This window comes from Pseudomonas sp. D4002, from assembly GCF_013385665.1.
Taxonomy (GTDB): domain Bacteria; phylum Pseudomonadota; class Gammaproteobacteria; order Pseudomonadales; family Pseudomonadaceae; genus Aquipseudomonas.
Genome location: NZ_JACAPN010000018.1, coordinates 113,044 through 136,822, shown reverse-complemented (window position 1 = coordinate 136,822; position 23,779 = coordinate 113,044). Strand labels below are relative to the sequence as shown.

Annotated in this window: 21 protein-coding genes and 1 riboswitch; of the genes, 6 read left to right on the top strand and 15 right to left on the bottom strand. The window is 60.9% G+C overall.

Translation table 11 applies throughout. The features are described from left to right. Window positions 1-102 precede the first annotated feature (102 nt). Entirely contained in the window at window positions 103-1,107 is a 1,005-nt protein-coding gene (gene ltaE, locus HX824_RS12265) for a low-specificity L-threonine aldolase (RefSeq protein WP_177054598.1), read from the bottom strand. 190 nt (window positions 1,108-1,297) lie between these two features. Continuing rightward, window positions 1,298-1,467: riboswitch (FMN riboswitch) on the top strand. Between the two features lie 111 nt (window positions 1,468-1,578). Between ltaE and HX824_RS12260 the strand changes: the two genes are divergently transcribed. After that, on the top strand, window positions 1,579-2,088 hold the full coding sequence (locus HX824_RS12260) for a 6,7-dimethyl-8-ribityllumazine synthase (protein ID WP_003214313.1): 510 nt from the start codon (window positions 1,579-1,581) through the stop codon (window positions 2,086-2,088). A gap of 130 nt (window positions 2,089-2,218) precedes the next feature. Here HX824_RS12260 and astE read toward each other — a convergent pair whose 3' ends face one another. The 14 genes from astE to acs form a co-directional block, all read right to left on the bottom strand. Further along, window positions 2,219-3,223, bottom strand: a complete 1,005-nt coding sequence (astE, locus tag HX824_RS12255) for a succinylglutamate desuccinylase (RefSeq protein WP_102369719.1) — start codon at window positions 3,221-3,223, stop codon at window positions 2,219-2,221. 11 nt (window positions 3,224-3,234) lie between these two features. Then, window positions 3,235-3,525, bottom strand: coding sequence for a hypothetical protein (locus HX824_RS12250; RefSeq protein ID WP_003214319.1), 291 nt, complete (start codon window positions 3,523-3,525; stop codon window positions 3,235-3,237). A 23-nt stretch (window positions 3,526-3,548) separates the two neighbouring features. Continuing rightward, window positions 3,549-4,895 (bottom strand): N-succinylarginine dihydrolase, encoded by a 1,347-nt coding sequence (gene astB / locus HX824_RS12245; protein WP_003214322.1) that lies wholly within the window; start codon window positions 4,893-4,895, stop codon window positions 3,549-3,551. 158 nt (window positions 4,896-5,053) lie between these two features. After that, a complete protein-coding gene (gene astD, locus HX824_RS12240) occupies window positions 5,054-6,523 on the bottom strand; it encodes a succinylglutamate-semialdehyde dehydrogenase (RefSeq protein ID WP_168197533.1) in 1,470 nt (489 codons plus the stop codon). Further along, window positions 6,520-7,545, bottom strand: a complete 1,026-nt coding sequence (astA, locus tag HX824_RS12235) for an arginine N-succinyltransferase (protein WP_003214325.1) — start codon at window positions 7,543-7,545, stop codon at window positions 6,520-6,522. Before astA ends, astD begins: the two co-directional genes overlap by 4 nt. A 49-nt stretch (window positions 7,546-7,594) precedes the next feature. Next, the gene (gene aruF, locus HX824_RS12230) at window positions 7,595-8,614 is read right to left on the bottom strand and encodes an arginine/ornithine succinyltransferase subunit alpha (RefSeq protein ID WP_003214328.1); all 1,020 of its coding nucleotides are present in this window, start codon (window positions 8,612-8,614) and stop codon (window positions 7,595-7,597) included. Between the two features lie 244 nt (window positions 8,615-8,858). Next, entirely contained in the window at window positions 8,859-10,079 is a 1,221-nt protein-coding gene (locus HX824_RS12225) for an aspartate aminotransferase family protein (protein ID WP_003214332.1), read from the bottom strand. A 309-nt stretch (window positions 10,080-10,388) separates the two neighbouring features. Continuing rightward, window positions 10,389-11,369 (bottom strand): GlxA family transcriptional regulator, encoded by a 981-nt coding sequence (locus HX824_RS12220; protein WP_003214334.1) that lies wholly within the window; start codon window positions 11,367-11,369, stop codon window positions 10,389-10,391. A 247-nt stretch (window positions 11,370-11,616) separates the two neighbouring features. Then, window positions 11,617-12,381: an ABC transporter ATP-binding protein gene (locus tag HX824_RS12215; protein ID WP_003214336.1), complete on the bottom strand. Its 765-nt coding sequence runs from the start codon at window positions 12,379-12,381 to the stop codon at window positions 11,617-11,619. Window positions 12,382-12,408: 27 nt separating this feature from the next. Next, entirely contained in the window at window positions 12,409-13,521 is a 1,113-nt protein-coding gene (locus tag HX824_RS12210; protein ID WP_008435255.1) for a succinylglutamate desuccinylase/aspartoacylase family protein, read from the bottom strand. Window position 13,522: 1 nt separating this feature from the next. Continuing rightward, window positions 13,523-14,221, bottom strand: a complete 699-nt coding sequence (locus HX824_RS12205; protein WP_008435252.1) for an ABC transporter permease — start codon at window positions 14,219-14,221, stop codon at window positions 13,523-13,525. Further along, window positions 14,218-14,907 (bottom strand): ABC transporter permease, encoded by a 690-nt coding sequence (locus tag HX824_RS12200; protein WP_003214341.1) that lies wholly within the window; start codon window positions 14,905-14,907, stop codon window positions 14,218-14,220. Before HX824_RS12200 ends, HX824_RS12205 begins: the two co-directional genes overlap by 4 nt. A gap of 91 nt (window positions 14,908-14,998) precedes the next feature. Then, window positions 14,999-15,784 (bottom strand): ABC transporter substrate-binding protein, encoded by a 786-nt coding sequence (locus HX824_RS12195; protein WP_003214343.1) that lies wholly within the window; start codon window positions 15,782-15,784, stop codon window positions 14,999-15,001. A 684-nt stretch (window positions 15,785-16,468) separates the two neighbouring features. After that, complete coding sequence (acs, locus tag HX824_RS12190) at window positions 16,469-18,424, bottom strand: acetate--CoA ligase (RefSeq protein WP_003214346.1); 1,956 nt, start codon at window positions 18,422-18,424, stop codon at window positions 16,469-16,471. A 394-nt stretch (window positions 18,425-18,818) separates the two neighbouring features. On the opposite strand from acs, the gene HX824_RS12185 reads away from it, so the two are divergent. From HX824_RS12185 to HX824_RS12165, 5 genes are all read left to right on the top strand, one after another. Next, window positions 18,819-19,088, top strand: coding sequence for a DUF2790 domain-containing protein (locus HX824_RS12185; RefSeq protein ID WP_003214348.1), 270 nt, complete (start codon window positions 18,819-18,821; stop codon window positions 19,086-19,088). A 133-nt stretch (window positions 19,089-19,221) separates the two neighbouring features. Beyond that, window positions 19,222-20,085: an AraC family transcriptional regulator gene (locus tag HX824_RS12180; RefSeq protein ID WP_177054597.1), complete on the top strand. Its 864-nt coding sequence runs from the start codon at window positions 19,222-19,224 to the stop codon at window positions 20,083-20,085. Between the two features lie 128 nt (window positions 20,086-20,213). Beyond that, on the top strand, window positions 20,214-21,470 hold the full coding sequence (locus HX824_RS12175; RefSeq protein WP_177054596.1) for a DUF1479 domain-containing protein: 1,257 nt from the start codon (window positions 20,214-20,216) through the stop codon (window positions 21,468-21,470). A 37-nt stretch (window positions 21,471-21,507) separates the two neighbouring features. Next, complete coding sequence (locus HX824_RS12170; protein WP_177054595.1) at window positions 21,508-22,791, top strand: ABC transporter substrate-binding protein; 1,284 nt, start codon at window positions 21,508-21,510, stop codon at window positions 22,789-22,791. Between the two features lie 470 nt (window positions 22,792-23,261). Beyond that, the coding region (locus HX824_RS12165; protein ID WP_177054679.1) for a ribonucleotide-diphosphate reductase subunit beta at window positions 23,262-23,779 on the top strand (518 nt) is incomplete at its 3' end.

Here is a 23,779-nt window from a genome sequence, read left to right as displayed (position 1 = left end):
TCATCAGACGGAGCGACGGCAAAGGGCCGCATTATATCGGCCCTTTGCCCGTGGTACAGCGTGTTTATGTGATAGAAACAGTCAATTAGACGGTCTGCACTGTCATTTCCGGGAAAACTCGACAAATGTCGCGAGCACTTGCTCGATCTGCGCCCGGCTGACGTCCAGGTGCGTGACCATGCGCAGGCGAGGCGCCGCGCTCAACTTGATCCCGCGCTCGGCGGCAAACGCCTTCAAGGCCTGGGCTCGATCACCGATGTCGACGTAGACCATATTGGTCTGCACCGGCTCCACCGTATAACCCGCCTTGCGCAGTTCATCCCCTAGCCATTGGGCGTTGGCGTGGTCGTCGGCCAGGCGCTGCACCTGGTGATCCAGGGCGTACAGCCCCGCCGCCGCCAGCGAACCGGCCTGGCGCATGCCGCCACCGACCATTTTGCGCAAACGGCGGGCCTTGGCGATCAATGCCGTGGAGCCGCACAACACCGAGCCGATAGGCGCGCCCAGGCCTTTGGACAGGCACACCGACACCGAATCGAAGTGCCGGGCAATTTCCCGCGCATCCACACCCAGCTTGACCGCCGCGTTGTAGAGCCGCGCGCCGTCCAGGTGCAAGGCCAGGCCGTGTTCCCGGGTAAAGGCTCGCGCGGCCGCCAGGTATTCCAGCGGCAGGACCTTGCCCTGCATGGTGTTTTCCAGCGCCAGCAAGCGGGTGCGGGCGAAGTGGAAGTCGTCCGGCTTGATCGCCGCCAGCAGGTGCTCCAGGTTCAGGGAACCGTCGGCCTGCACTTCCAGGGGTTGTGGCTGGATCGAGCCGAGAACCGCCGCGCCGCCGCCTTCGTATTTGTAGGTGTGGGCCTGCTGACCGACGATGTATTCCTCGCCACGCTCACAGTGCGCCATCAACGCCAGCAGGTTGCTCATGGTGCCGGTGGGCACGAACAACGCGGCGGCAAAACCCAGGCGCCTGGCCAGTTCGGCTTCCAGGCGATTGACGCTCGGGTCCTCGCCGTAGACGTCGTCGCCGCTGGCGGCAGTGGCCATCGCCTCGAGCATGCCAGGGGTCGGTTGGGTCACTGTGTCGCTGCGCAGGTCAATCACGTTCATCAAACTAGCCTCTAGCGGATTGGAGCGTTTCTTGTGTTAACGATTACTGCGGGCAAACCCGCGGAATATCAAGCCCCGTGCTTGCACAATCGAATACCAACCAAACAAACCGATATAGGTTATCGATAAACCAACCGTGCAGTTTCTGAAAAACCATGATAAAAACTCTCCGCCGCCAGGGTTCTGGCGGCAACGTTCTCAGGGCGGGGTGTAATTCCCCACCGGCGGTAATTGCACGCAACGTGCATAGCCCGCGAGCGCTTGGCGCCTCGAACTGCCTCGGCAGGACGGCGACAAGGTCAGCAGACCCGGTGTGATCCCGGGGCCGACGGTCATAGTCCGGATGAAGAGAGAACGGGATTGGCACCTAAGGGCCGCGCTGACGTCATGTTCACATGAGCCCGCTGTGCGTACCCTTAAATCCCATTCGATTCATAACGCCCTGTTTTTTTCTTAAACAGGAGTCAGAACATGCAACCCACCGCAATCGACAGCAAAAGCAAAAACCATCACGGCGAGCGCGTCGCGTTTATCCAGGCCTGCTGGCACAAGGATATTGTCGACCAATCCCGTAAAGGTTTCCTCGCCGAAATGATCGCCCAGGGCTACCAGGAATCGGACATCGATTTCTTCGAAGTCGGCGGCGCCTTTGAAATGCCCCTGCACGCCAAGCTGCTGGCCAAGTCCGGCCGTTATGCCGGTATCGTCGCGGCCGCCCTGGTGGTGGACGGCGGGATCTACCGTCACGAGTTCGTGGCCCAGTCCGTGGTCAGCGGCCTGATGCAGGTCCAGCTGGAAACCGAAGTGCCGGTGTTCTCGGTATCCCTGACCCCGCACCACTTCCACGCGGGCAGCGAGCACCATACGTTCTTCTATGAGCACTTCGTGCACAAGGGCCAGGAAGCGGCACGCACCTGCGCCGACACCCTGCACAAGGTTCGCGCACTGCGTCGCAATGAGCCACGGGCTCTCGCGGTTTAAGCAACACTGCAAAGCAAATGTGGGAGCGGGCTTGCTCGCGAAAGCGGAGTGTCAGTCAATACATGTCTGACTGATACACCGCCTTCGCGAGCAAGCCCGCTCCCACATTTGACCGAGTCGGTCTCGGGGTTCAGGCCAGGCCGGCATCCGTGGTCGGCACAATCAATATCCCTGCTCGCAAGCCATTCTTGACCTTCGGGTTCGGGAAGATGATGCGTGCGCCCTCCTCCTCGATCACCCAGCGGGTCTTGGCAATGTCCTCGGCCAGCAGATAACCCTTCTCCAACTCCGAAAAGTTTTCCACGTCCGCCGGCAAATGCAGGACGAAGGTATCGCTGTGCTTGATCACTTCCCGGGAGACGCTGAACAGCTGCAGGCCATCCAGACTCTCGGTGGCCGGCTCGTTACCCTCGATGATCTGCGTGAGGCGGGTTTCCAGGCGCGATACGTCCACGCCCTGGTTCTGCCCGAACGGCCGGGCCTTGCCCAACTCCAGGGTGAAGGACTCGGCCTCCAGCTGCTCATAGGTAAACGCCGTGAAGGTGATCGACGTCTTGTTCTGCAACAGCACCGCCTCCAGGCCGGCGGCTCGCAGGCGCGCCAGTTCACGACGTGAATGCTGGCGACCGTCCTTCCACGGGTACAGTGCGAACTGCTCGATCTTCGAGCCACGGATGGCGGTGTGCAAGTCGTAGTGCAAACGGCTACGCCCAGGCACGCTGAAGAAGGTGCGGGCCAACTGTTCAAGCTCGGCGGCGCGCATGGCTTCAGGGCCGATGTTTTGTTCATGACGGCCATTGAACAGCCGGTTGACGTCCAGTTCGAGGTAACGCTCGCCACGGCGCATGGCCTCGGGGTTGCCGAACAGGAACAGGATACGGGTACGGGGCTTGATCTCCCCACGGGCAATGCCCTGCAGCAAGCGATCGGCCAATTCGATTGGCGCGGTTTCGTTGCCATGGATGCCGGACGACAGCAGTACGTCGCAGCCGTTGTCCCGCGCCTCAGGAGGCCGCACTTCCAGCGCGCCCTCACTGAGCCAGCGCAGTTGCACGCCGTCGACAGTCAGTTGAATTTTTTGCGCCGGTTCGCGACCGGCGAGGGTCAGTTCAAGCAGTTTGCCGAGGGCGAGCATACGCAGCTTCCTTAGTGGTTGCAGCCAGGACCGTGGACGTGATCGTCGTCATCACCTTCAACGTCGGCCGGTTCCATTTCCAGTTGCAGGCTCATCAGGTTGGTGGCCAATGGGCGCATCAGCAGGTTGGCGTATTCCGCGTCGCCTTCTTCCACGTCCACGCCGATCAGCAGTTGGCCACGGCCGTCGTGCTGGATCCAGATCTCCTTGCCCTGCCACACCACGGCGACGCGGGTGCAGGAGGTTTCCAGCTGGGTGCCGTCGGTGTCTTCAAGGATCAGTTTCAGGGTGTCGGTGGTCATAAATAGTTCTCAGCCGTGCGGCGTTAATTGATCTGGAAAGGATAAACCGAGCCCAGTTTAAGGATTTGCGTCAGTTCATCCAGTGCCGTCCGGCACTCAAGCAGCAATTGCGGGTCAGCCAGGTCGGTTTCCCGCAGGCTGTCGCGGTAGTGCTTGTCGACCCATTGGGTCAGCGTGTCGTACAACGGCGCCGTCATGATAACCCCTGGGTTGACCGCCGCCAGTTCGGTTTCATTCAAGGCTACACGCAAGCGCAGGCACGCCGGGCCACCGCCGTTCTGCATGCTTTGCTTGAGGTCGAAGACTTTGACTTCGCGGATCAGCCCGCCGGAGGACGTCAGGCCTTGCAGGTACTGCCAGACACGCTCGTTGGCGCGGCATTCTTCCGGCACGATCAGCAGCATCGAACCGTCGGCGCGGGTCAGCAGCTGGCTGTTGAACAGGTAGGAACGCACCGCGTCTTCAACACCCACCTGGGCCCGTGGCACGCAGATCGACTGGAAATTGCCACCGAGCTTGCCGAGCTTGCCCTGCAATTCACCGAGCATCTGCTCAGTATTGAGGAAGGCATCCTCGTGATAGAACAGCACCTCGCCATTGCCCACCGCGATCACATCGTTGTGGAACACACCGGCATCGATCACCGCCGGGTTCTGCTGGGCGTAGACCACGCCGTCGTCCCGCAGGCCGTGCAGGCGCGCGACCGCCTGGGAGGCTTCGAGGGTCTGGCGTGCCGGGTACTTTTGCGGCGCCGGGTAGCGGGTGTCGAACGCGCTGCGGCCGAACACGAAAAACTCTACGCCCGCCTCGCCATAGTCCCGGCAGAAACGCGTGTGGTTGGCCGCGCCTTCGTCGCCAAACTGCGCCACCGCCGGCAACGCGGCGTGGTGGGCGAAGTGTTTGCCATCGGCAAACATCGCCCCCAGCACGCGGCTGGTGGTCGGGTGTTCGATGCTGCGGTGGTATTTGCAGTTGAGGTTGGCGGCGGTGAAATGCACGCGGCCGTCAAAGGTGTCGGCGCTCGGGCTGACGGTCGCGGCATTGGCCACCCACATGCTCGACGCCGAGCAACTGGCAACCAGCAGCGGCATGGCTTGCTTGGCGGCCTGCTGGATGACTTGTGCGTCGGTGCCGGCAAAACCGAGGTTGCGCAAGGCGGCCACATCCGGACGTTCCTGGGGCGCCAGCACACCTTGCACAAAGCCCATTTCCATCAGGGCCTTCATCTTCGCCAAGCCTTGCAGCGCCGCTTCCTTCGGGTTGGAGGACTGCTGGCTGTTGCTTTGGGACGCGACGTTGCCGTAGGACAAGCCGCCGTAGTTATGGGTCGGCCCCACTAGACCGTCAAAATTGACTTCACAGGATTTCATCGGCGAGGCTCCACGAACATCTGTATTTTTATAGGCATCAAATTACTTGAACACACCACAAATCAAGTGTGGGAGCGGGCTTGCTCGCGAAAGCGGTGGTTCAGTCGCCTGAAATGTTGAATGACACACCGCCTTCGCGAGCAAGCCCGCTCCCACATTTAGATCAGCGTCACACCCGGGGTTAACGTCGCCGGTAGCACCAGGCTCGGGGTCTCAAGGGAGGCCACCGGGTACGCGCAATAGTCCGCCGCGTAATAGGCGCTGGCGCGATGGTTGCCCGAAGCCCCTACCCCGCCAAATGGCGCGCTGCTCGCAGCACCCGTCAGCTGTTTGTTCCAGTTGACGATCCCGGCGCGGCTTTCCAGCCAGAACTGCTGGTAACGCGCCTCGGAATCCGACAGCAACCCGGCCGCCAAGCCGTATTGAGTGTTGTTGGCCTCGGCAATCGCCGCCTCGAAATCAGCGTAGCGGATCACTTGCAGCAGTGGGCCGAACAGCTCTTCGTCAGCGCGTTCCGTAACCTCGGTCACATCGATAATCCCCGGCGTCAGCAACGCAGCCTGGGCCTGGGGTTGAGTCATTTCCAACAGCGCCACGGCGCCATTGGCCAACAGCAATTCCTGGGCATCCATCAACGCCTTGGCAGCACCGAGGGAAATCACCGAGCCCATGAACGGCGCCGGCGTTTGGTCAAATGCGCCGACTTCGATGGTCGAGCTCACCGCCACCAGGCGTGCGAGCAACGCATCGCCCCAGGCGCCTTCCGGCACCAGCAGGCGACGGGCACAGGTGCAACGCTGGCCAGCGGAGATAAACGCCGACTGGATAATGGTGTACACGGCCGCATCCACATCGGCCACTTCGTCCACCACCAGCGGGTTGTTGCCGCCCATTTCCAGCGCGAGGATCTTGTCCGGGCGCCCGGCGAATTGCTGGTGCAGATGGTTGCCGGTGCGGCTGGAGCCGGTGAAGAACAGACCGTCGATGCCCGGATTCGCCGCCAGGGCGATCCCGGTTTCCCGCGCGCCTTGCAGCAGGTTCAACACGCCCGCCGGCAGGCCGGCGTCGATCCAGCATTGCACGGTCAGCTCGGCGACTTTCGGGGTCAGCTCACTCGGTTTGAACAGCACGGTGTTACCCGCCAGCAAGGCCGGCACGATATGCCCGTTAGGCAAGTGACCCGGGAAGTTGTAGGGGCCAAACACCGCCACCACACCGTGGGGCTTGTGGCGCAACACGGCAGTGGCGTCGCCCAATGGGCCGCTCTTCTCGCCGGTACGCTCGCGGTAGCTTTGCACCGAGATCGCGACCTTGTTGACCATGCTGGTGACTTCAGTCGCCGATTCCCACAAAGGCTTGCCGGTTTCCTCACCGATGCAGCGGGCGAGTTCGTCAGCACGACTCTTCAGGTTGGCGGCGAAGGCTTCCAGCACGCTCAGGCGCTCTTCCAACGAACGCTTGGCCCAGGCCGGAAACGCCTGGCGTGCGGCCTGGACGGCGGACTCGACCTGCTCGGCGGTGGCGCCATTACCCGACCACACCACCTGCTGGGTCACCGGGTTCAGCGACTCAAACACTTCACCCTGGCCAGCCAGCCATTCACCTGCGATGTATAGCGAATTCATTATTTCGACTCCCGGGCAGCGGACAACGGTACGGCACGCACTTGATCACCGGCGATCAGTTGCAGGCGCTTGGCGGTCTGTTGATCGACCACCAGGGTGCCCGCAGCCAACCGCGCCGGCGCGGCGGTGATGCGGCAATCTTCACGTTTGCGGTTATGGATCAGGAACGGCGTGGCGTCGTCGCCCGGCGTACCAATCGCCAGCACCAGCGCTTCGCTGTCGCGCACGGCGCGGATCTTGGTGGTTTCACACTCCACCGCCGGGCCCGCGTCGAAGATGTCGACGTAGCCCTGGTAGCTGAAACCTTCGCTCTTGAGCATGCTCAGGGCCGGCTCGGTGTCGGTGTGGACCTTGCCGATCACGTTGCGCGCGTCTTCAGACAGGAAGCAGGTGTACAGCGGAAACTTCGGCATCAGCTCGGCGATAAACGCCTTGTTGCCCACGCCGGTGAGGTAGTCGGCCTGGCTGAATTCCATCTTGAAGAAGTGCCGGCCCAGGCTTTCCCAGAACGGCGAGCGCCCGGCTTCGTCGGACATGCCGCGCATCTCGGCGATGATCTTGTTGCCGAACAGCTGCGGGAATTCCGCGATAAACAGCATGCGCGCCTTGGCCAGCATGCGGCCGTTAAGGCCGTTGCGGTAATCGGCGTGCAGGAACAACGAGCACAGCTCGGAGTTGCCGGTCAGGTCGTTGGCCAGAAACAGCGTCGGGATTTCACGGTAGATGTTCAGCTCCTGGGAGGCGCTGACCGTCAGGCCGACCCGGAAGTTGTACCAGGGCTCGCGCAGACCGACTGCACCGGCGATGGCGGAAATCCCCACCACGCGACCTTCGTCGTTTTCCAGCACGAACAGGTAGTCCGCATCACCGCGCCCGGCTTCGCCGCGAAAGGTCTTTTCAGCCCAGCCGACCCGATGGGTCAGGCGCTCTTCGTTGGCCGGCAAGGTGGTGAGGCCGGTGCCGGTGCTGCGCGCCAGATCAATCAGGGCCGGTAAATCGCTGCTGCGTACGGGACGAACGATCATGCTATCTCCTCAAACGGGCCGCCTTGCAAGCCACCCGCGAAACTCATTCTTAAACCGCTACCAGTCGAACGCTGGCACCTTCGCCGACGCCCAGGGCTTCGGCGGTTTCCAGGTCCAGGGTCACTGGCTTGCCCGGCGCGTAGTCCAGCTCCAACATCACCGCGCGGTAATCCTGCAACTGGCCGTTGCTCACCAGGTACTGGCGGCCGACACCCTTGACCATCTCACCGATCTTCACCGGCACCACACGGCTCTGGGCGATCGAGCGAATGCCCGAGACCCGTGCGTGCAGGGTTGGGCCGCCGTCGAAGATGTCGATGTAATGGTCAGTCTCGAAGCCTTCGCGCATCAGGATGTCGAAGGTGATCTGCGCCCGCGGGTGCACCTGGCCCATGGCTTCCTGGGCTTCGTCGGGCAACAGCGGCACGTAGATCGGATAGTGCGGCATCAGCTCGGCGAGGAAGGTCCGGCTCTTCAACCCGCACAGGCGCTCGGCAGCGGCGTAGTTGAGGTCGAAGAAGTTGCGGCCGATGGCGTCCCAGAACGGCGAATCACCGTTCTCGTCGCTGTAGCCCACAATCTCGGTGACCACCGAATCGGCGAAGCGCTCCGGGTGGCCGGCCACGAACAGCAGGCGGCCACGGGAGTTGAGTTCCGACCACGGCGAACCCACCAGCTCCGGCACCACGTAGAAGCTGGTCAGCAGGCTGTTGCCGGTGAGGTCATGGCACTGCGAGAGCACGTGGATCTTGTTGTGGATCTTCAGCTCGCGGGAAGCGTGCACGAAGGTCTCGTTACGGAAGCTGTAGAACGGTTCCGAGTAGCCGGCCGAGGCAACGATGGCCGAACAGCCCACCAGCTTGCCGGCGTCGGTGTCTTCCAGGACGAAGAAATAGCTTTCTTCACCGTTGAAGCTGACCTCGGCGGCGAAGGACGCTTCGCTCGCAGCGATCTTGTCGCTCAGGCGTTCGACATCATCCGGCAAGGAGGTGACACCAATCGGGCTGTCCGCAGCCAGACGCTGTACCTCGCCCAGATCAGCCATTTGCGCGGGGCGCATCACCAGCATGGTGTCACTCCTTAACTCGAAAACTCACAGGAAAAAATGCCGGACACGATCTTGAAATCAGTGAGGTCAAGTGTGGGAGCGGGCTTGCTCGCGAAAGCGGTGTGTCATTCAACATTTCAGGTGACTGAGCCACTGCATTCGCGAGCAAGCCCGCTCCCACATTTGATCTTCACAGCTTCAACTAAAGAGTCCGGCATACAAAATTTGTGTTGGGCGCCCGACTCGCCGGGCACCCAACGGTCCATCAGGCTTGCGTCAGCTTTTTCACCGCACGTTCGAAGCGGTCCAGGCCTTCCTGGATATCGGCATCTTCCACCACCAGGCTCGGGGCGAAACGCACCACATCCGGGCCGGCTTGCAGGATCATCAAGCCTTCGCGCTCGGCGGCGTTGAAGATGTCCTTGGCCTTGCCTTTCCAGGCATCGCTCAGCACGCAACCGAGCAGCAGGCCCAGGCCACGCACTTCGGTGAAGATGCCGTATTGCTGGCCAATCTTCTCCAGACGGGAAACGAACAAGTCGTGCTTGGCATTAACGCCAGCCAGCACTTCCGGGGTGTTGATCACGTCGATCACCGCTTCCGCCACCGCGCACGCCAGCGGGTTGCCGCCGTAGGTGGTGCCGTGGGTGCCGACCACCAGGTGCTTGGCCAGGTCTTCGCGAGTCAGCATGGCCGCGATCGGGAAACCGCCGCCCAGGCTCTTGGCGCTGGTGAGGATGTCCGGCACGACGCCGTAATGCTGATAGGCGAACAACTCGCCGCTGCGGCCCATGCCGGTTTGCACTTCGTCGAACACCAGCAGCGCGTTGTTCGCGTCGCACAGGTCGCGGGCACCTTGCAGGTACGACAGTTCTGCCGGCAGCACGCCGCCTTCGCCCTGGATCGGCTCCAGCACCACGGCGCAGGTCTTGTCCGAGACGGCGGCTTTCAGCGCCTCCAGATCGTTGTAAGGCACGTGGGTGATGCCGACGATCTTCGGACCGAAGCCGTCGGAGTACTTCGACTGGCCACCCACGTTCACGGTGAACAGGGTACGGCCGTGGAAGCTGTTCAGCGCGGCGATGATTTCGTATTTCTCGGTGCCGAAGCGGTCGAACGCGACACGACGGGCCAACTTGAAGGCGGCCTCGTTGGCTTCGGCGCCGGAGTTGCAGAAGAACACACGCTCGGCAAACGTGGCGTCGATCAGCTTATGGGCCAGGCGCAGGGCCGGCTCATTGGTGAAGACGTTGGACACGTGCCACAGCTTGTTGGCCTGTTCGGTCAGTGCACCGACCAGCGCCGGGTGGGCGTGGCCCAATACGTTGACCGCGATGCCGCCGGCAAAGTCGATCAGCTCTCGGCCCGCCTGGTCCCATACGCGGGAACCTGCGCCACGCACGGGGATGAAAGCGGCAGGTGCGTAGTTGGGAACCATGACCTGGTCGAAATCGGCACGTTGCACCGGGGCTTGCTCAACGGACATCGGAGTCTCCTGAAGAGGAACGCCTGCCTGAAACTGGCGGGCGATGCAGGGATTGTAAGGACAGTTTTCAGCGCGGCCTTGCCGCCAAGCGACAACTTCTTATAGCGCCAACCCGCGATTTTCGCGGGTTTACGCCAATGCGACAAATAGCATCGCAATGGCGCAGTTTAAACCGCCCGGGCCGGTTTTGGGCGGTCGGTGAGGCACAACTATCCAATGCCGTCGCCGATGGCCGTTTTGGTCTGCTGTTGATCTCATCCGCGCACAGGAACAGCGTCATGCCTGGAGATGCCGGCCGAGCACTGATGCCTAGCCGCGCTCGGACGGCACCGACGACAATTCGAACGGGCTGCTGCTGCGGCGCTGGTTGCGGTCTTCACGAGGGGTGGCGCCGAAGAAGTTGCGGTAGGCGCTGGAGAAGTGCGGCCCCGAGGAGAAGCCGCAGGACAGGCCGATCTGGATGATCGACTTGCTGGTTTGCATGAGCATCTGGCGGGCCTTGTTCAGGCGCAGTTCCAGGTAGTACTGGCTGGGGACGCGATTGAGGTATTGCTTGAAGATCCGCTCGAGCTGTCGTCGGGACACGCACACATGCTGGGCGATTTCGTCGGTGGTCAGCGGCTCTTCGATGTTGGCCTCCATCAGCAAAACCGCCTGGGTCAGCTTTGGATGGCTGGAACCCAGACGGTTTTGCAGTGGGATGCGCTGGCGCTCGCCGCCCTCACGGATGCGCTCTACCACCAGTTCTTCCGAGACGGCACCGGCCAGTTCGGCGCCGTGGTCACGGGCCAGCACTGCCAGCAGCAGGTCGAGTACCGACATGCCACCGCAGGCGGTCAGGCGGTCACGGTCCCAGTCGAACAGATGGCTGGTGGCGATGACCTTGGGGAAACGCTCGGCGAAATCGTCCTGCCAGCGCCAGTGCACAGCGGCGCGATAGCCGTCGAGCAGACCGAGCTGAGCCAACGGATACACACCGGCCGACAGGCCGCCGATCACACACCCGGCACGCACCAGTTGCTTGAGGGCGGTGCTGAGCTGGGAGGCGATGACGGTCGGTGGCTCATCGGCCAGCAGGAACAGCTTTTGGAAACCTTCCAGCTTGCCGGCCCAGGGCTCACCCGGCAGTTGCCAGGCGCCGTCGATTGGCGGTTCGGCCTGCAAAAACGAGAGTTCGTACACCACGTCCGGATGCACCCGCTGAGCAACGCGCAAGGCCTCCTCAGCCAGCGCAAGCGTCAGTGCTTTAGTGCTGGGCCAAATCAGGAAACCAATTCGATGGGCAGTCATGGAGTGCTATCCGAAGCGAGTAACAGTAATGAAGACAAAGGCCAATGCTAGCCCGTAAACCAACACAAATCTCTAAAGCGGGTGAAGATCCAAATGTGGGAGCGGGCTTGCTCGCGAATGCGGTGGATCAGTCACCGGATGTATCAACTGATACACCGCTTTCGCGAGCAAGCCCGCTCCCACAGGGGATTGGGCAACCTCAGGATTGTGAAGCTTGCACTAATTCAGTGCATAAAAGCAGTTCTGTTTACTTCAAGCTGCCGGAAAGAAACTGCTGCAAACGCTCGGACTGTGGGTTGACCAGCACTTCGCGCGGGTTGCCACGCTCTTCGACGATGCCTTTGTGCAGGAACACCAGTTGGTTGGAGACTTCACGGGCAAAGCCCATTTCGTGGGTCACCACCACCATGGTCCGGCCTTCCTGGGCCAGGTCCTGCATCACCTTGAGCACTTCGCCCACCAGCTCCGGGTCAAGGGCCGAGGTGGGTTCGTCGAACAGCATCACCTCAGGCTCCATCGCCAGGGCACGGGCAATCGCCACGCGTTGCTGTTCACCGCCGGACATGTGGCCAGGGAACGCATCCTTGCGATGGCCCACGCCGACTTTGGCCAGGTAGTGCTCGGCCTTTTCCCGGGCGTCTTTTTTCGACATGCCCAGAACGTGCACCGGTGCTTCCATGACGTTTTCCAGCGCGGTCATATGGGACCACAGGTTGAAATGCTGGAACACCATCGACAGTCGCGAACGCATGCGTTGCAGCTGTTTCGGGTCTGCAGCCTTCATGGCGCCGTCTTTGTTGGCCACCAGTTTCAGCTCTTCGTTATTGAGCAGAATCTTGCCGGCGTGGGGTTGCTCCAGCAGGTTGATGCAGCGCAAAAAGGTACTTTTGCCCGAGCCACTGGACCCGATGATGCTGATCACATCACCGGCCGCGGCGGCCAGGGAAACACCTTTGAGCACTTCATGACTGCCATAGCGTTTATGCAGGTCTTGGACTTCAAGTTTGTACATGCGGTCGGTTCTCACAAAAACAGTTGGTCAGTCGTTGAGCAAGCGCCCGTGCCGCAGCGCTTCGCGCCCCGCCACCTTGGCCAGCCAGAAACCCGCTTGGGCATAACGTAGCCGTTCAACGGCAAACAGCACCCCAGGCGTGCCCGCGCAAACAATGCTCACGCGGTCGGACAAGGGATCGATCACTTCAAATATCGGGTCGCCGGCTTCGACTACGTCACCGGCTTTACGCAGGTAGCTGATCACGCCGGCGTGGGGCGCGAACAACAACTCGGTGCCTTCGAAAGGCAGGCCTTCACAGGGTTCGTGCTGCGGCGCGGGCCATTCACCACGGATCAGGCCTTGCTCGGCGAGGAACGCCAGGATGCCTTCGGCGTGAAAAATCGCTTCGTCACGGCCAGTATCGGCCTGGCCACCCAGCTCCAGAGTCGTCGCCAGGCATGCCAGGGGAATCTGCGCCTCGGGGAACGCCCGGGACAGCCGCAGCCACGGCAGCGAACAGGCTTCGTCAAACGAACTGCCGCCGGAATCTTCCGCCAGCAGGCCGACCTTCACATTCAGGTGCGCCGACAGCGAACGCCACTGCGGCCAGTGTTGCGGCAGCGCGTACATGTGCAACGCGGCTTCGGCGTCGCAATGCAGGTCGAGGACCACGTCGGCGGTGCAGGCATGGCTCAGCAACACCCGCTGCATGCCTTGCAACTGGCTGCTCGGCGCCGGCAACGCATTGAGCGCATCGCTCATGGCCTGGCGGATCAAGCGCACATTGGCGTGAGGATCATCCCCCAGCTTGCCGTTGAGCAACTCGGTAACCGGCTCGCTCAACTCAACGAAGTCGCGGTTGAAATTCTTGCCGCTGCCGATCTCGAAACGGCCCTGGTGACTGCCTTGCAGCAGTTGCCCCAGGCCCATCGGATTGGCGACGGGAACCAGCTCGATCACGCCGTTGAGGGCGCCTTGCTGTTCCAGTTCCGTCAGGCGCTTTTTCAGCTCCCAGGCGGCGCGCATGCCGGGCAATTCATCCGCGTGCAGGCTGGCCTGGATATAAGCCTTGCGCTCGCCGCTACCGAAACGAAACACCGTCAGCTGGCGTTCGCAGCCCAGGTGACCCCAGGGCAACAGGTGATCGATACGTTCCATATCAATGCTTCCGTGGAGCCAGGTAGCTCAGCCAGCGGCCTTCGGCCAACTTGAACAGGCGCACCAGGATGAAGGTCAGGCACAGGTAGAACGCACCCGCAGTGATATAGGCTTCGAACGGCAAGTAGTACTGGGCGTTCACCGTGCGTGCGGCACCGGTGATGTCGATCAGGGTGACGATGGACGCAAGACTGGTGGTCTGGAGCATCATGATCACTTCGTTGCTGTATTGCGGCAGCGCCCGGCGCAGGGCCGATGGCAGCAGGATCCGGCGGTACAGCTTGTAGCGCGACATGCCCATGGCCTTGGCTGCCTCGATCTCGCCGTGGGGCGTGGCCTTGAGGCTGCCGGCGATGATCTCGGCGGTATAGGCGCTGGTGTTCACGGCAAACGCCAGGCAGGCGCAGAAGGTCGCACTGGACAGCAGTGGCCACATGAAGCTTTCGCGCACCGCTTCGAACTGGGCCAGGCCGTAGTAGATCAAGAACAGCTGCACCAGCATCGGCGTGCCGCGAATCACATAGGTGTACAGCCAGGCAACACCGTTGACGATCGGCTGCTTGGACACGCGCATCAGGCCCAGGGGCAAGGCCGCGAGCAAACCGAAGAACAGCGAAATGGCCAGCAGTTTCAGGGTGGTCAGCAAGCCGCCGAGGTACAGCGGCATGGCCTCCCAGATGACGTTGTAGTCGAAGATCATAGATCAGCCGCCTTTACGCCTACCGAGTAGCGCTTCTCAAGATGACGCAGGGCCAGCAACGACACGCTGGTGATCACCAGGTACATCGCCGCCACTGCGAGGAAGAAGGTAAAAGGTTCGCGGGTGGCGTCTGCCGCCTGCTTGGCCTTGAACATCATGTCTTGCAGGCCCACCACCGAAATCAATGCGGTGGCCTTGGTCAGTACCAGCCAGTTGTTGGTAAACCCGGGGATCGCCAGCCGAATCATCTGCGGCACCATCACCCGGAAAAACACCTGGAACGGGCTCATGCCATACGCCAGGCCGGCTTCGGCCTGGCCCTTGGGAATGGCCATGAAGGCGCCACGGAAGGTTTCCGAAAGGTAGGCGCCAAAGATGAAACCCAGGGTGCCGATACCGGCGGCCAAGGGGTTCAAGTCAATGTAGTCGTTGTAGCCGAGCAACGGCGCAACGCGGTTAAGCAGGTCCTGACCACCGTAGAAAATCAGCAGGATCAGCACCAGGTCGGGGATCCCGCGGATCACCGTGGAGTACAGGTCGCCCAGCCAGGCCAACCAGCGCACCGGCGAGAGGCGCAACGCGACCCCGATCAGACCCAGAACAATGGCCAGGGCCATGGACGACAAGGCGAGCTGAAGCGTCAACCAAGCGCCATCGAGGATGACAGCCCCGTAGCCTTTCAACATGATTCAGGTCCTCGAAAAGGGGGATGAAAAAATGGCGCAAACTTCAGAGATCCTGGTGCTTGCGCCATTCTGGACAGACAGCTGCGACGGTTTACTTGGCTTCTGGGCCGTAAATGTCGAAGTTGAAGTACTTGTCCTGGATTGCCTTGTACTTGCCGTTGGCACGGATCGCAGCGATTGCAGCGTTGATGCGGTCCAGGTTTTCCTTGTCGCCTTTACGTACCGCGATGCCGATACCGTCGCCGAAGTACTTGGCGTCGGTGAAGGCCGGGCCGGTGAACGCGTAGCCTTTACCGGCTGGCGTGTCGAGGAAGCCTTCCTGCAACAGGGTGGCGTCGGCCACGGTGCCATCAAGGCGACCGGCTTCTACGTCCAGATAGATTTCGTTCTGCGAGCTGTAAGGAACAATGGTGGCGCCTTTGGGAGCCAGCACTTCCTTGGCGAAACGGTCGTGGATCGAACCGCGCTGCACGCCGATTTTCTTGCCTTTCAATTCATCCAGGCTGTCGCTGACGGCAGTGCCTTCCTTCAATACCAGGCGAGCTGGGGTCAGGTAGTAGCGGTTGGTGAAGTCCACGGACTTCTTGCGATCGTCGGTGATGGACATCGAGGACAGGATGGCGTCGATCTTGCGCACTTTCAGCGCCGGGATCAGGCCGTCGAATTCCTGCTCGACCCAGGTGCACTTGACCTGCATCTGCTCACACAGGGCGTTGCCGATGTCGTAGTCAAAACCGACGATGCTGCCGTCCGGTGCCTTGGAGGCAAACGGAGGGTAAGCCGCTTCAATACCAATCTTCAGTGGCTTGCCTTCGGCGAAAGCCTGCATGGACAGCACGGACAGCGCCAGGGCGCCCAACAGCACGAGTTTCTTCATCTTGGGACTCCATCGGTATAGGGCAAAACAGCAGTATGAGCCAGGGCCCACGATGCGAATGAGTGAAACCGAATAGCGGTGCTGCGTCCTGCGCCAGTTCAGCATCGGCGACGACGAGCGAGTGATCGGCATTCTAACGACAGGCCGGAAGCCGATATTTCCTCAATGCGACAACAATTTACAGAAGCACCGAGAAAGCGGTTCCAGCACATTGACAGCCTCTTGATTTTATGCAGAGGCAAAAGATATTAAACCTGTTAACGCTGCAAGTTGCGGGCCTATTATTCGCAAACCCTTCTAGCACGGCAAGTGTAGCGTTGGATCTAATTTTTCAGGGCGTCTAAGACGCGGGTTTTCGGGGCATGGGCGTAGCACTTTGCCTCATGTTTGGGCGTGGGGTTACACATTTGCCGGGTTCGGTAACATCCAGAAACTTCCTACAACACAATCCGATATTTATTGGCCTTGTGTAAGTCGCGCCACTGAATGACCAATCTTGGAATGCAATCAAAATGTGGGAGCGGGCTTGCTCGCGAAGGCGGCGTGTCAGCCAGCACACCACTAACTGATACACCGCCTTCGCGAGCAAGCCCGCTCCCACAGGGGTTATAGGTCGCCTGTCCGATCGCACAAAAAAGCCCCACCCGGCCTACGCCGAATAGGGCTATGTCCCACAAACCCGCCTTACGCGACGTTCATGGTCTTGTGCGTCTCGATCAAATGCGCCACCACACTCGGATCCGCCAGGGTGGAGATATCGCCCAACCCGTCGTATTCAGCGGTGGCAATCTTGCGCAGGATCCGGCGCATGATTTTCCCCGAACGGGTCTTCGGCAAGCCCGGTGCCCACTGGATCACATCCGGCGAAGCAATCGGCCCGATCTCTTTACGCACCCAGTTTTTCAGCTCCAGGCGCAACGCTTCATTCGGCTCTTCGCCGTTTTTCAGCGTGACATACACATAGATGCCCTGGCCCTTGATGTCATGAGGCACACCCACCACCGCCGCTTCCGCGACTTTCGGGTGCGCAACCATGGCGCTCTCAATCTCGGCGGTGCCCATGCGGTGGCCGGAGACGTTCAGCACGTCGTCCACCCGACCGGTGATCCAGTAGTAGCCATCCTCGTCACGGCGCGCACCGTCACCGGTGAAGTACATGCCACGGAAGGTCTTGAAGTAGGTGTCCACAAACCGGTCATGGTCGCCATACAGCGTACGTGCCTGGCCCGGCCACGAATCCAGGATCACCAGGTTACCCTCGGCCACGCCTTCAATCAGGTTGCCGAGGTTATCCACCAGCGCCGGTACCACCCCAAAGAATGGGCGCGCCGCCGAACCCGGCTTGAGCGCATGGGCGCCCGGCAGCGGGCTCATCATGTTGCCGCCGGTCTCGGTCTGCCACCAGGTATCGACGATCGGGCAACGGGATTGGCCGACGTTCTTGTAGTACCAGTCCCACGCTTCCGGGTTAATTGGCTCACCCACCGAACCCAGCAGGCGCAAGCTGCTGCCATCGGCGCCTTCGCAGGCGGCGGTGCCGGAAGCCATCATGGCGCGGATCGCGGTCGGTGCGGTGTAGAGGATGTTCACTTTGTGCTTGTCGACGATCTTCGCCACCCGGGTGATGTCCGGATAGTTCGGCACGCCTTCGAACATCAGCGTGGTCGCGCCGTTGGCCAGTGGGCCATAGACGATATAGGTGTGGCCGGTGACCCAGCCGACGTCGGCGGTGCACCAGTAGATTTCGCCCGGGCGGTAGTCAAACACGCGCTCGTGGGTCAGGGCTGCGTACAACAGGTAGCCGCCGGTGGTGTGCTGCACGCCCTTCGGCTTGCCGGTGGAGCCGGAGGTGTAAAGGATGAACAGCGCTTCTTCGGCGCCCATCTCTTTCGGCGCACACACGGTGCCCGCCACTTTCATCAGGTCTTCGTACCAGATGTCGCGATGCTGGTTCCACTTGATGTTGCCACCGGTGCGCTTGCACACGATGACTTTCTGGATGCTGCTGGTTTCCGGGTTGGTCAGGGCGTCGTCGACGTTGGCCTTCAGGGAAATTTTCTTGCCGGCACGAATGCCTTCGTCGGCGGTGATCACCACCTTGGATTTGCAGTCGATGATCCGACCGGCCAGGGCCTCTGGCGAGAACCCGCCAAACACCACCGAGTGAATCGCACCGATCCGGGCACAGGCCAGCATGGCGACCGCGGCTTCGGGAATCATCGGCATATAGATAGTCACCACGTCGCCGCGGTGCACATCCTGGCCGCGCAGGGCGTTGGCGAACTTGCAGACTTCTTCATGCAGCTCGCGGTAGGTGATGGTGCGGCTTTCGGCAGGGTCGTCGCCCTCCCAGATGATTGCTGGCTGGTCGCCACGCTCGGCGAGGTGGCGGTCCAGGCAGTTGTAGGAAACGTTGAGGGTGCCGTCGGCAAACCATTTGATGTCGACATGGTGATCGTCGAAGGAGGTCTGCTTCACCGTGGTGAAAGGCTTGATCCAGTCAAGGCGCTTGGCTTGCTCGCGCCAGAAACCGTCGGGGTTGACCACCGACTGCTGGTACATGGCCTTGTAGGTCGCCTCATCGGTCAGCGTATTGGCTGCTACTTCGGGGCGAACGGGGTACAGAGAAGCCGCACTCATCTTTCTTACCTCGGTGACATAGTTGTTGTTGTATGGCCCTGTTGTAGCCGGGCCGGACCTATAGAACCATTCGACGATGGTAGTAACAAGCCCCTACAAATTGCCCACCTATCCCCTGGCAGCGCTCTGGCCCGCGGCCCGTGGCGCTTTGCAGGTTTCTGAAAAAACCTTCATTTCGCGATTGTTACAAAAACCACCAATAGTGTTTATCAAAAGCACGGGTATATGAATATAACTCGGACGCCTAAAATCAACCTCGCCATCAAGGCACTGTGATTAACAACGTAACAGCCCCCACGAAGGCAACGTTAATCCGAACTTCCCAATCAAGTTACACACGTGGCCTCACAAGGGCCCCGTGACCCCTTTCGACCGCCAAAAGGTAAATAGTCAAATGAAAGCGTTATTAGTTATGGCCCTTAGCAGCTTGTGCGCCACCGCCGCCCTGGCCGACGAAGCCCCGACTGACGTAGCCAGCCAGAGCACCCCGATTGTTGAGGATTACACTTACAGCACCCATCTGGACGTCGCCAAAGTAGTGTCCATGAGTGAAGTCCCGGATGTATGCCAAGTAGTACCGGTAAAGATGGAATATGAAGACTCACAAGGTCAGCGTCATATTCTTCAATATCAGGTCATGGGTAACGGTTGCTCTAACGGATAATAACTTCGTTAGTTTGAACTGAACCTGATCTTATTCGCCGCAAGAAATCGTTCTTGCGGCAAAGAGCGCCCCCCCTCGAATCGAATGCTACGATTGTGGCGCCGCCACCCCACCTGCAAGGCAGGATGCATTCATGCGAGCCAGTTTCGAAAAAATCCCAACCGAGGCGAACACCTCCTGGACCCTGCTGAACAGGCGTCTACCGGAGGCGATTCCGTTTGAATGGCACCACCATCCCGAATATGAGCTGACCCTGACCCTCAACAGTCGCGGGCACCGCTATATCAGCAATGATGTGGCGCTCTACGATGATGGCGACCTGGTGCTGGTGGGCCCGAACGTTCCCCATAGCTGGTCTTCCGTCGAGTTGATCGACCCCGCCAAACCGCACATTGCCTTGGTTATCTGGTTTTCAGAGGCTTGGGCGGATTCGCTGGTGCAGCTGTTTCCGGAGATGGGGTCGACGCGAGCGCTATTGGCTGCTGCGCGACAAGCGTTGAGTTTCAGTGATGCTACGTCCCGGGCGCTGCGCCCGGTGATCGAAGCAATGGTCGAGCAAGACGCTTCCCAGCGACTGATCTCGTTGCTCACCGTGCTCAACACATTGTCCCGGGACATCACCGCGCAGCGCATCGCGACGGAAAACGCCGCCCCTCACATCGTTGAAGACGCGCGCATCCGCCGCGTTCTGGACTACCTGCACGGCCACTATGCGCAACCTGTCGGCATTCCCGAGCTGGCGCAAATGGCCTGCGTCAGCGTTTCAGCCTTCCATCGCATGTTCCGCAAACACACACGCTGCACGGCGCTGGACTACATCGTCCGGCTACGCATCGGACATGCCTGCGCCTTATTGATGCAGGGCAACCTGGCGGTCAGCGCGATTTCCGAACAGGTCGGCTATGCCTCCCAGGCGTTGTTCAATCGGCAGTTCAAGGCGCACAAGGGCATGACGCCGTCACAGTTTCGGCTTCAACACGGGCATCACTTTCAATAAGCCGATTCTTCTATACGCCTCGAAACAAACGCCATAATCGTACTACTCAACGCTCCAAATCAGGCTGCCGCCCAAGCAGGCCGGGGTGATTCCATACCTGTATGCACAACAACAAGACAGGTCACCCCATGAGCAACTACCACACCTTCGAATGTGCCGAGCTGCCGGACGACTACAAGCGCAGCATCGTCGCCATGAAAAAGGCCCTGCGCGCGCAGATCGGCGACGTGCCTGGGCTGTTCGCCGAGGTCAGCGAGTTCATCAGGGCTGAAATCGCCTCGATCAAGGCCCAGCAGTCTGCCTGGCCCGAACTCGACTTTGAAACCATCGCCACCGGCCAGGTCACCGAAGCACAACGAGCCCTCATCAAGCGCCGGGGCTGCCTGGTGATCCGCAACCACTTCCCCAGGGAACAAGTGCTGGGGTGGGACAAGAGCCTGCTGGACTACCTCGACCACAACCATTTCGACGAGGTGTATCGCGGCCCGGCCGACAATTTCTTCGGTAACCTCGAAGCCTCGCGCCCGGAGATATTCCCGATCTATTGGTCCGACGCCCAGATGCAACTGCGCCAACACGAGCGCATGGGCGCCGCACAGTCGTTCCTGAACCGCCTGTGGACCATCAATTCCCAAGGCCGGCAATGGTTCGACCCAGACATCAATGCGTTGTACCCCGACCGCGTCCGCCGCCGCCCACCCGGCACCACCTCCAAAGGGCTTGGCCCGCACACCGACTCGGGCGCCCTGGAACGCTGGCTGCACCCGGCCTACCTCAAGGTGTTCGACAAGATCTACCGCAACGACTTCAAGTCCTACGACCCCTGGGACGCCGCCCATCGCACCGAAGTCGATGAATACGCCTACAAGGACACGGTGAAATGCTCGGCCTTCCGCACCTTCCAGGGCTGGACCGCACTGTGCGACATGCAGGCCGACCAGGGCGTGCTGCATACCTTGCCGATCCCCAAGGCCATGGCCTACATGCTGCTGCGCCCGTTGCTGGACGACGTCCCCGAAGATGAATTGTGCGGCGTTGCGCCGGGCAAGGTGCTGCCGGTTTCAGAGAAATGGCACCCGCTGCTGGTCCAGGGCATGACCCCGATTCCGGACGTGCAGGCCGGCGATTCGGTGTGGTGGCACTGCGACGTAATCCACAGCGTCGCCCCCGTCGAAAATCAACAGGGCTGGGGCAACGTGATGTACGTGCCCGCCGCGCCCATGTGCCCGAAAAACCTGCGGTACGCCAAGGATGTGCTCAGGGCGTTCGAGCAAGGGGCCTCACCGGATGATTTCGCCCGGGAGGACTACGAGAAAGAGTGGAAAGACCGCTTCATGACGCCGCAACTGAACACCCTCGGCCGCAAAGGGCTGGGGCTGGAATAAGCACCGCTCCCCAAAACAACAAAAAGGGTTATCCCACATGAAAATCCCCCATCGCCTTGCCGTTGCCATCTCCCTCGCCAGCCTTTGCACGTTCGCCGCTCACGCAGCCGACAGCAAAGGCACTGTTGAAGTCGTCCACTACTGGACCTCGGGCGGGGAAGCCAAGTCTGTACAGGTGCTGCAACAACTGATCGAGAAAGACGGCTTCATCTGGCAAAACAGTGCCGTGGCCGGCGGCGGTGGCGCTGCTGCCATGACCGTCCTCAAGAGCCGCGCCGTCTCCGGCAACCCGCCCTCTGCCGCGCAGATCAAAGCTCCGGACATTCAGGAGTGGGGCAAGCTGGGCCTGCTGACCAGCGTCGACAACGTCGCCAAGGCCAATCACTGGGACAGCCTGCTGCCCGAAAGCATTGCGCAACTGATGAAGTTCGACGACCACTACGTCGCCGTACCGCTCAACATCCACCGCATCAACTGGTTATGGATCAACCCCGAGGTGCTCAAGAAAGCCGGCGTGTCCAAAGCCCCGGCCACCCTGGAAGAACTCTACGCCGCCGGCGACAAACTCAAGGCCGCCGGCTTCATCGCCATCGCCCACGGCGGCCAACCCTGGCAGGACACCACCGTATTTGAAGGCCTGGTGCTCAGCATCCTGGGCGCCGATGGCTTCCAGAAAGCCTTTATCGACAACGACGAAGCCACCTTCACCGGCCCCAAAATGACCGAAGTCTTCGTCGCGCTGCGCAAGCTGAGGACCTACATGGACCCCAACGGCGCAGGCCAGGACTGGAACATGGAAACCGCCAAAGTCATCAATGGCCAGGCCGGCATGCAAATCATGGGGGACTGGGCCAAGAGTGAGTGGACCGCGGCGGGTAAAAAAGCCGGGGCCGATTATGAATGCGTGCCCTTCCCCGGCTCACAAGGCATTTATAGCTACACCATCGACTCACTGGCCATGTTCAAACCGTCCAGTAAAAATGATACGCCGGGCAACAACGCGGCTCGCGACGACCTGGCCAAGATCGCCCTGGAGCCGCAATTCCAGAGCGTGTTCAACCAGAACAAAGGCTCCATCCCGGTGATCAAGGGCCTGGACATGAGCCAGTTCGACAGCTGTGCCCAGGCTTCCGCCAAGGACTTCGCCGAAGCCGAGAACGCCGGCACGCTGGAGCCGAGCATGGCCTTCAACATGTCCACGTCCCAGGCGGTGCAAGGGGCGGTGTTTGATGTGGTCAGCAACTTCATGAGCAATAAAGACGCGGACCCCGCCAAGGCTGGCAAGCAGATGTTTGCCAGCATCAAAGCCGCAGCCCAGTAACCCCCCGCGACCCGTTCTTGCGCCAAACGGCGCAAGAACTTCCAGACCGAATCTGCCCCAGTTCGGCGCGCTGAAACAAACGCCTACCGCCCGTCAAAAAAATCCAAGCCAGGCAAAGCCTTGTAAACCCGGACCTTGGCTGCAAACACCACCATTTTGGCCGCTCACCGAGACCATCCGCCGCAACACAAAGTCGAATTTTTCCCTATAATGCGCGGGTAAATCGGGCCTGCAATATCCCTTTACACTGGGACGAAGAGCCAGACCTGAGGCCCCCGCTGGAGCCAGCAAGCATTGCTCCGCCCCTCAAGCCTCAAGCAGAACACCCGTAACCCTGATTCCGTTTAATGCGTGCGTTAGCTGCAACAAACGATTCCTTAAGATCCACCGCGGCCTTTGGGCCGTGTGAACACCCCACCATCCGGTTTCACACGGGCACCTTAGAGCCCTCACGCAGGAGACGACACGTCATGCTGAGCTGGGACGAATTCGACAAAGAAGAAGACGGCGAAGTAGTTGCCAAAGGCGCCAACGCCGGCCACGCCACCGAAGCCAACATGGACCGCCTCGACGGCGCCGGCGCTGCTGCCGCCATCGAAGCCCGCGCCGTCACCGCCAATGACTCCGCCGCCATCGTGCGCGCCAAGGCCGCCCTCGACAAACTCGACGTCGCCGAAGGCCTCGCCGAGCTCGAAGGCTCCGCCGCCCGCGTCGCCGTTGACGAAAAGCGCATGATCAACTGCCGCGCCGACCTCAACCAACTCGTACCTTTCAAGTACGACTGGGCCTGGCAGAAGTACCTCGACGGCTGCGCCAACCACTGGATGCCGCAAGAGGTCAACATGACCGCCGACATCGCCCTGTGGAAAAACCCCGAAGGCCTGACCGACGACGAGCGTCGCATCGTGATGCGCAACCTCGGCTTCTTCTCCACTGCGGATTCGTTGGTCGCCAACAACCTGGTACTGGCCGTGTACCGCCTGATCAC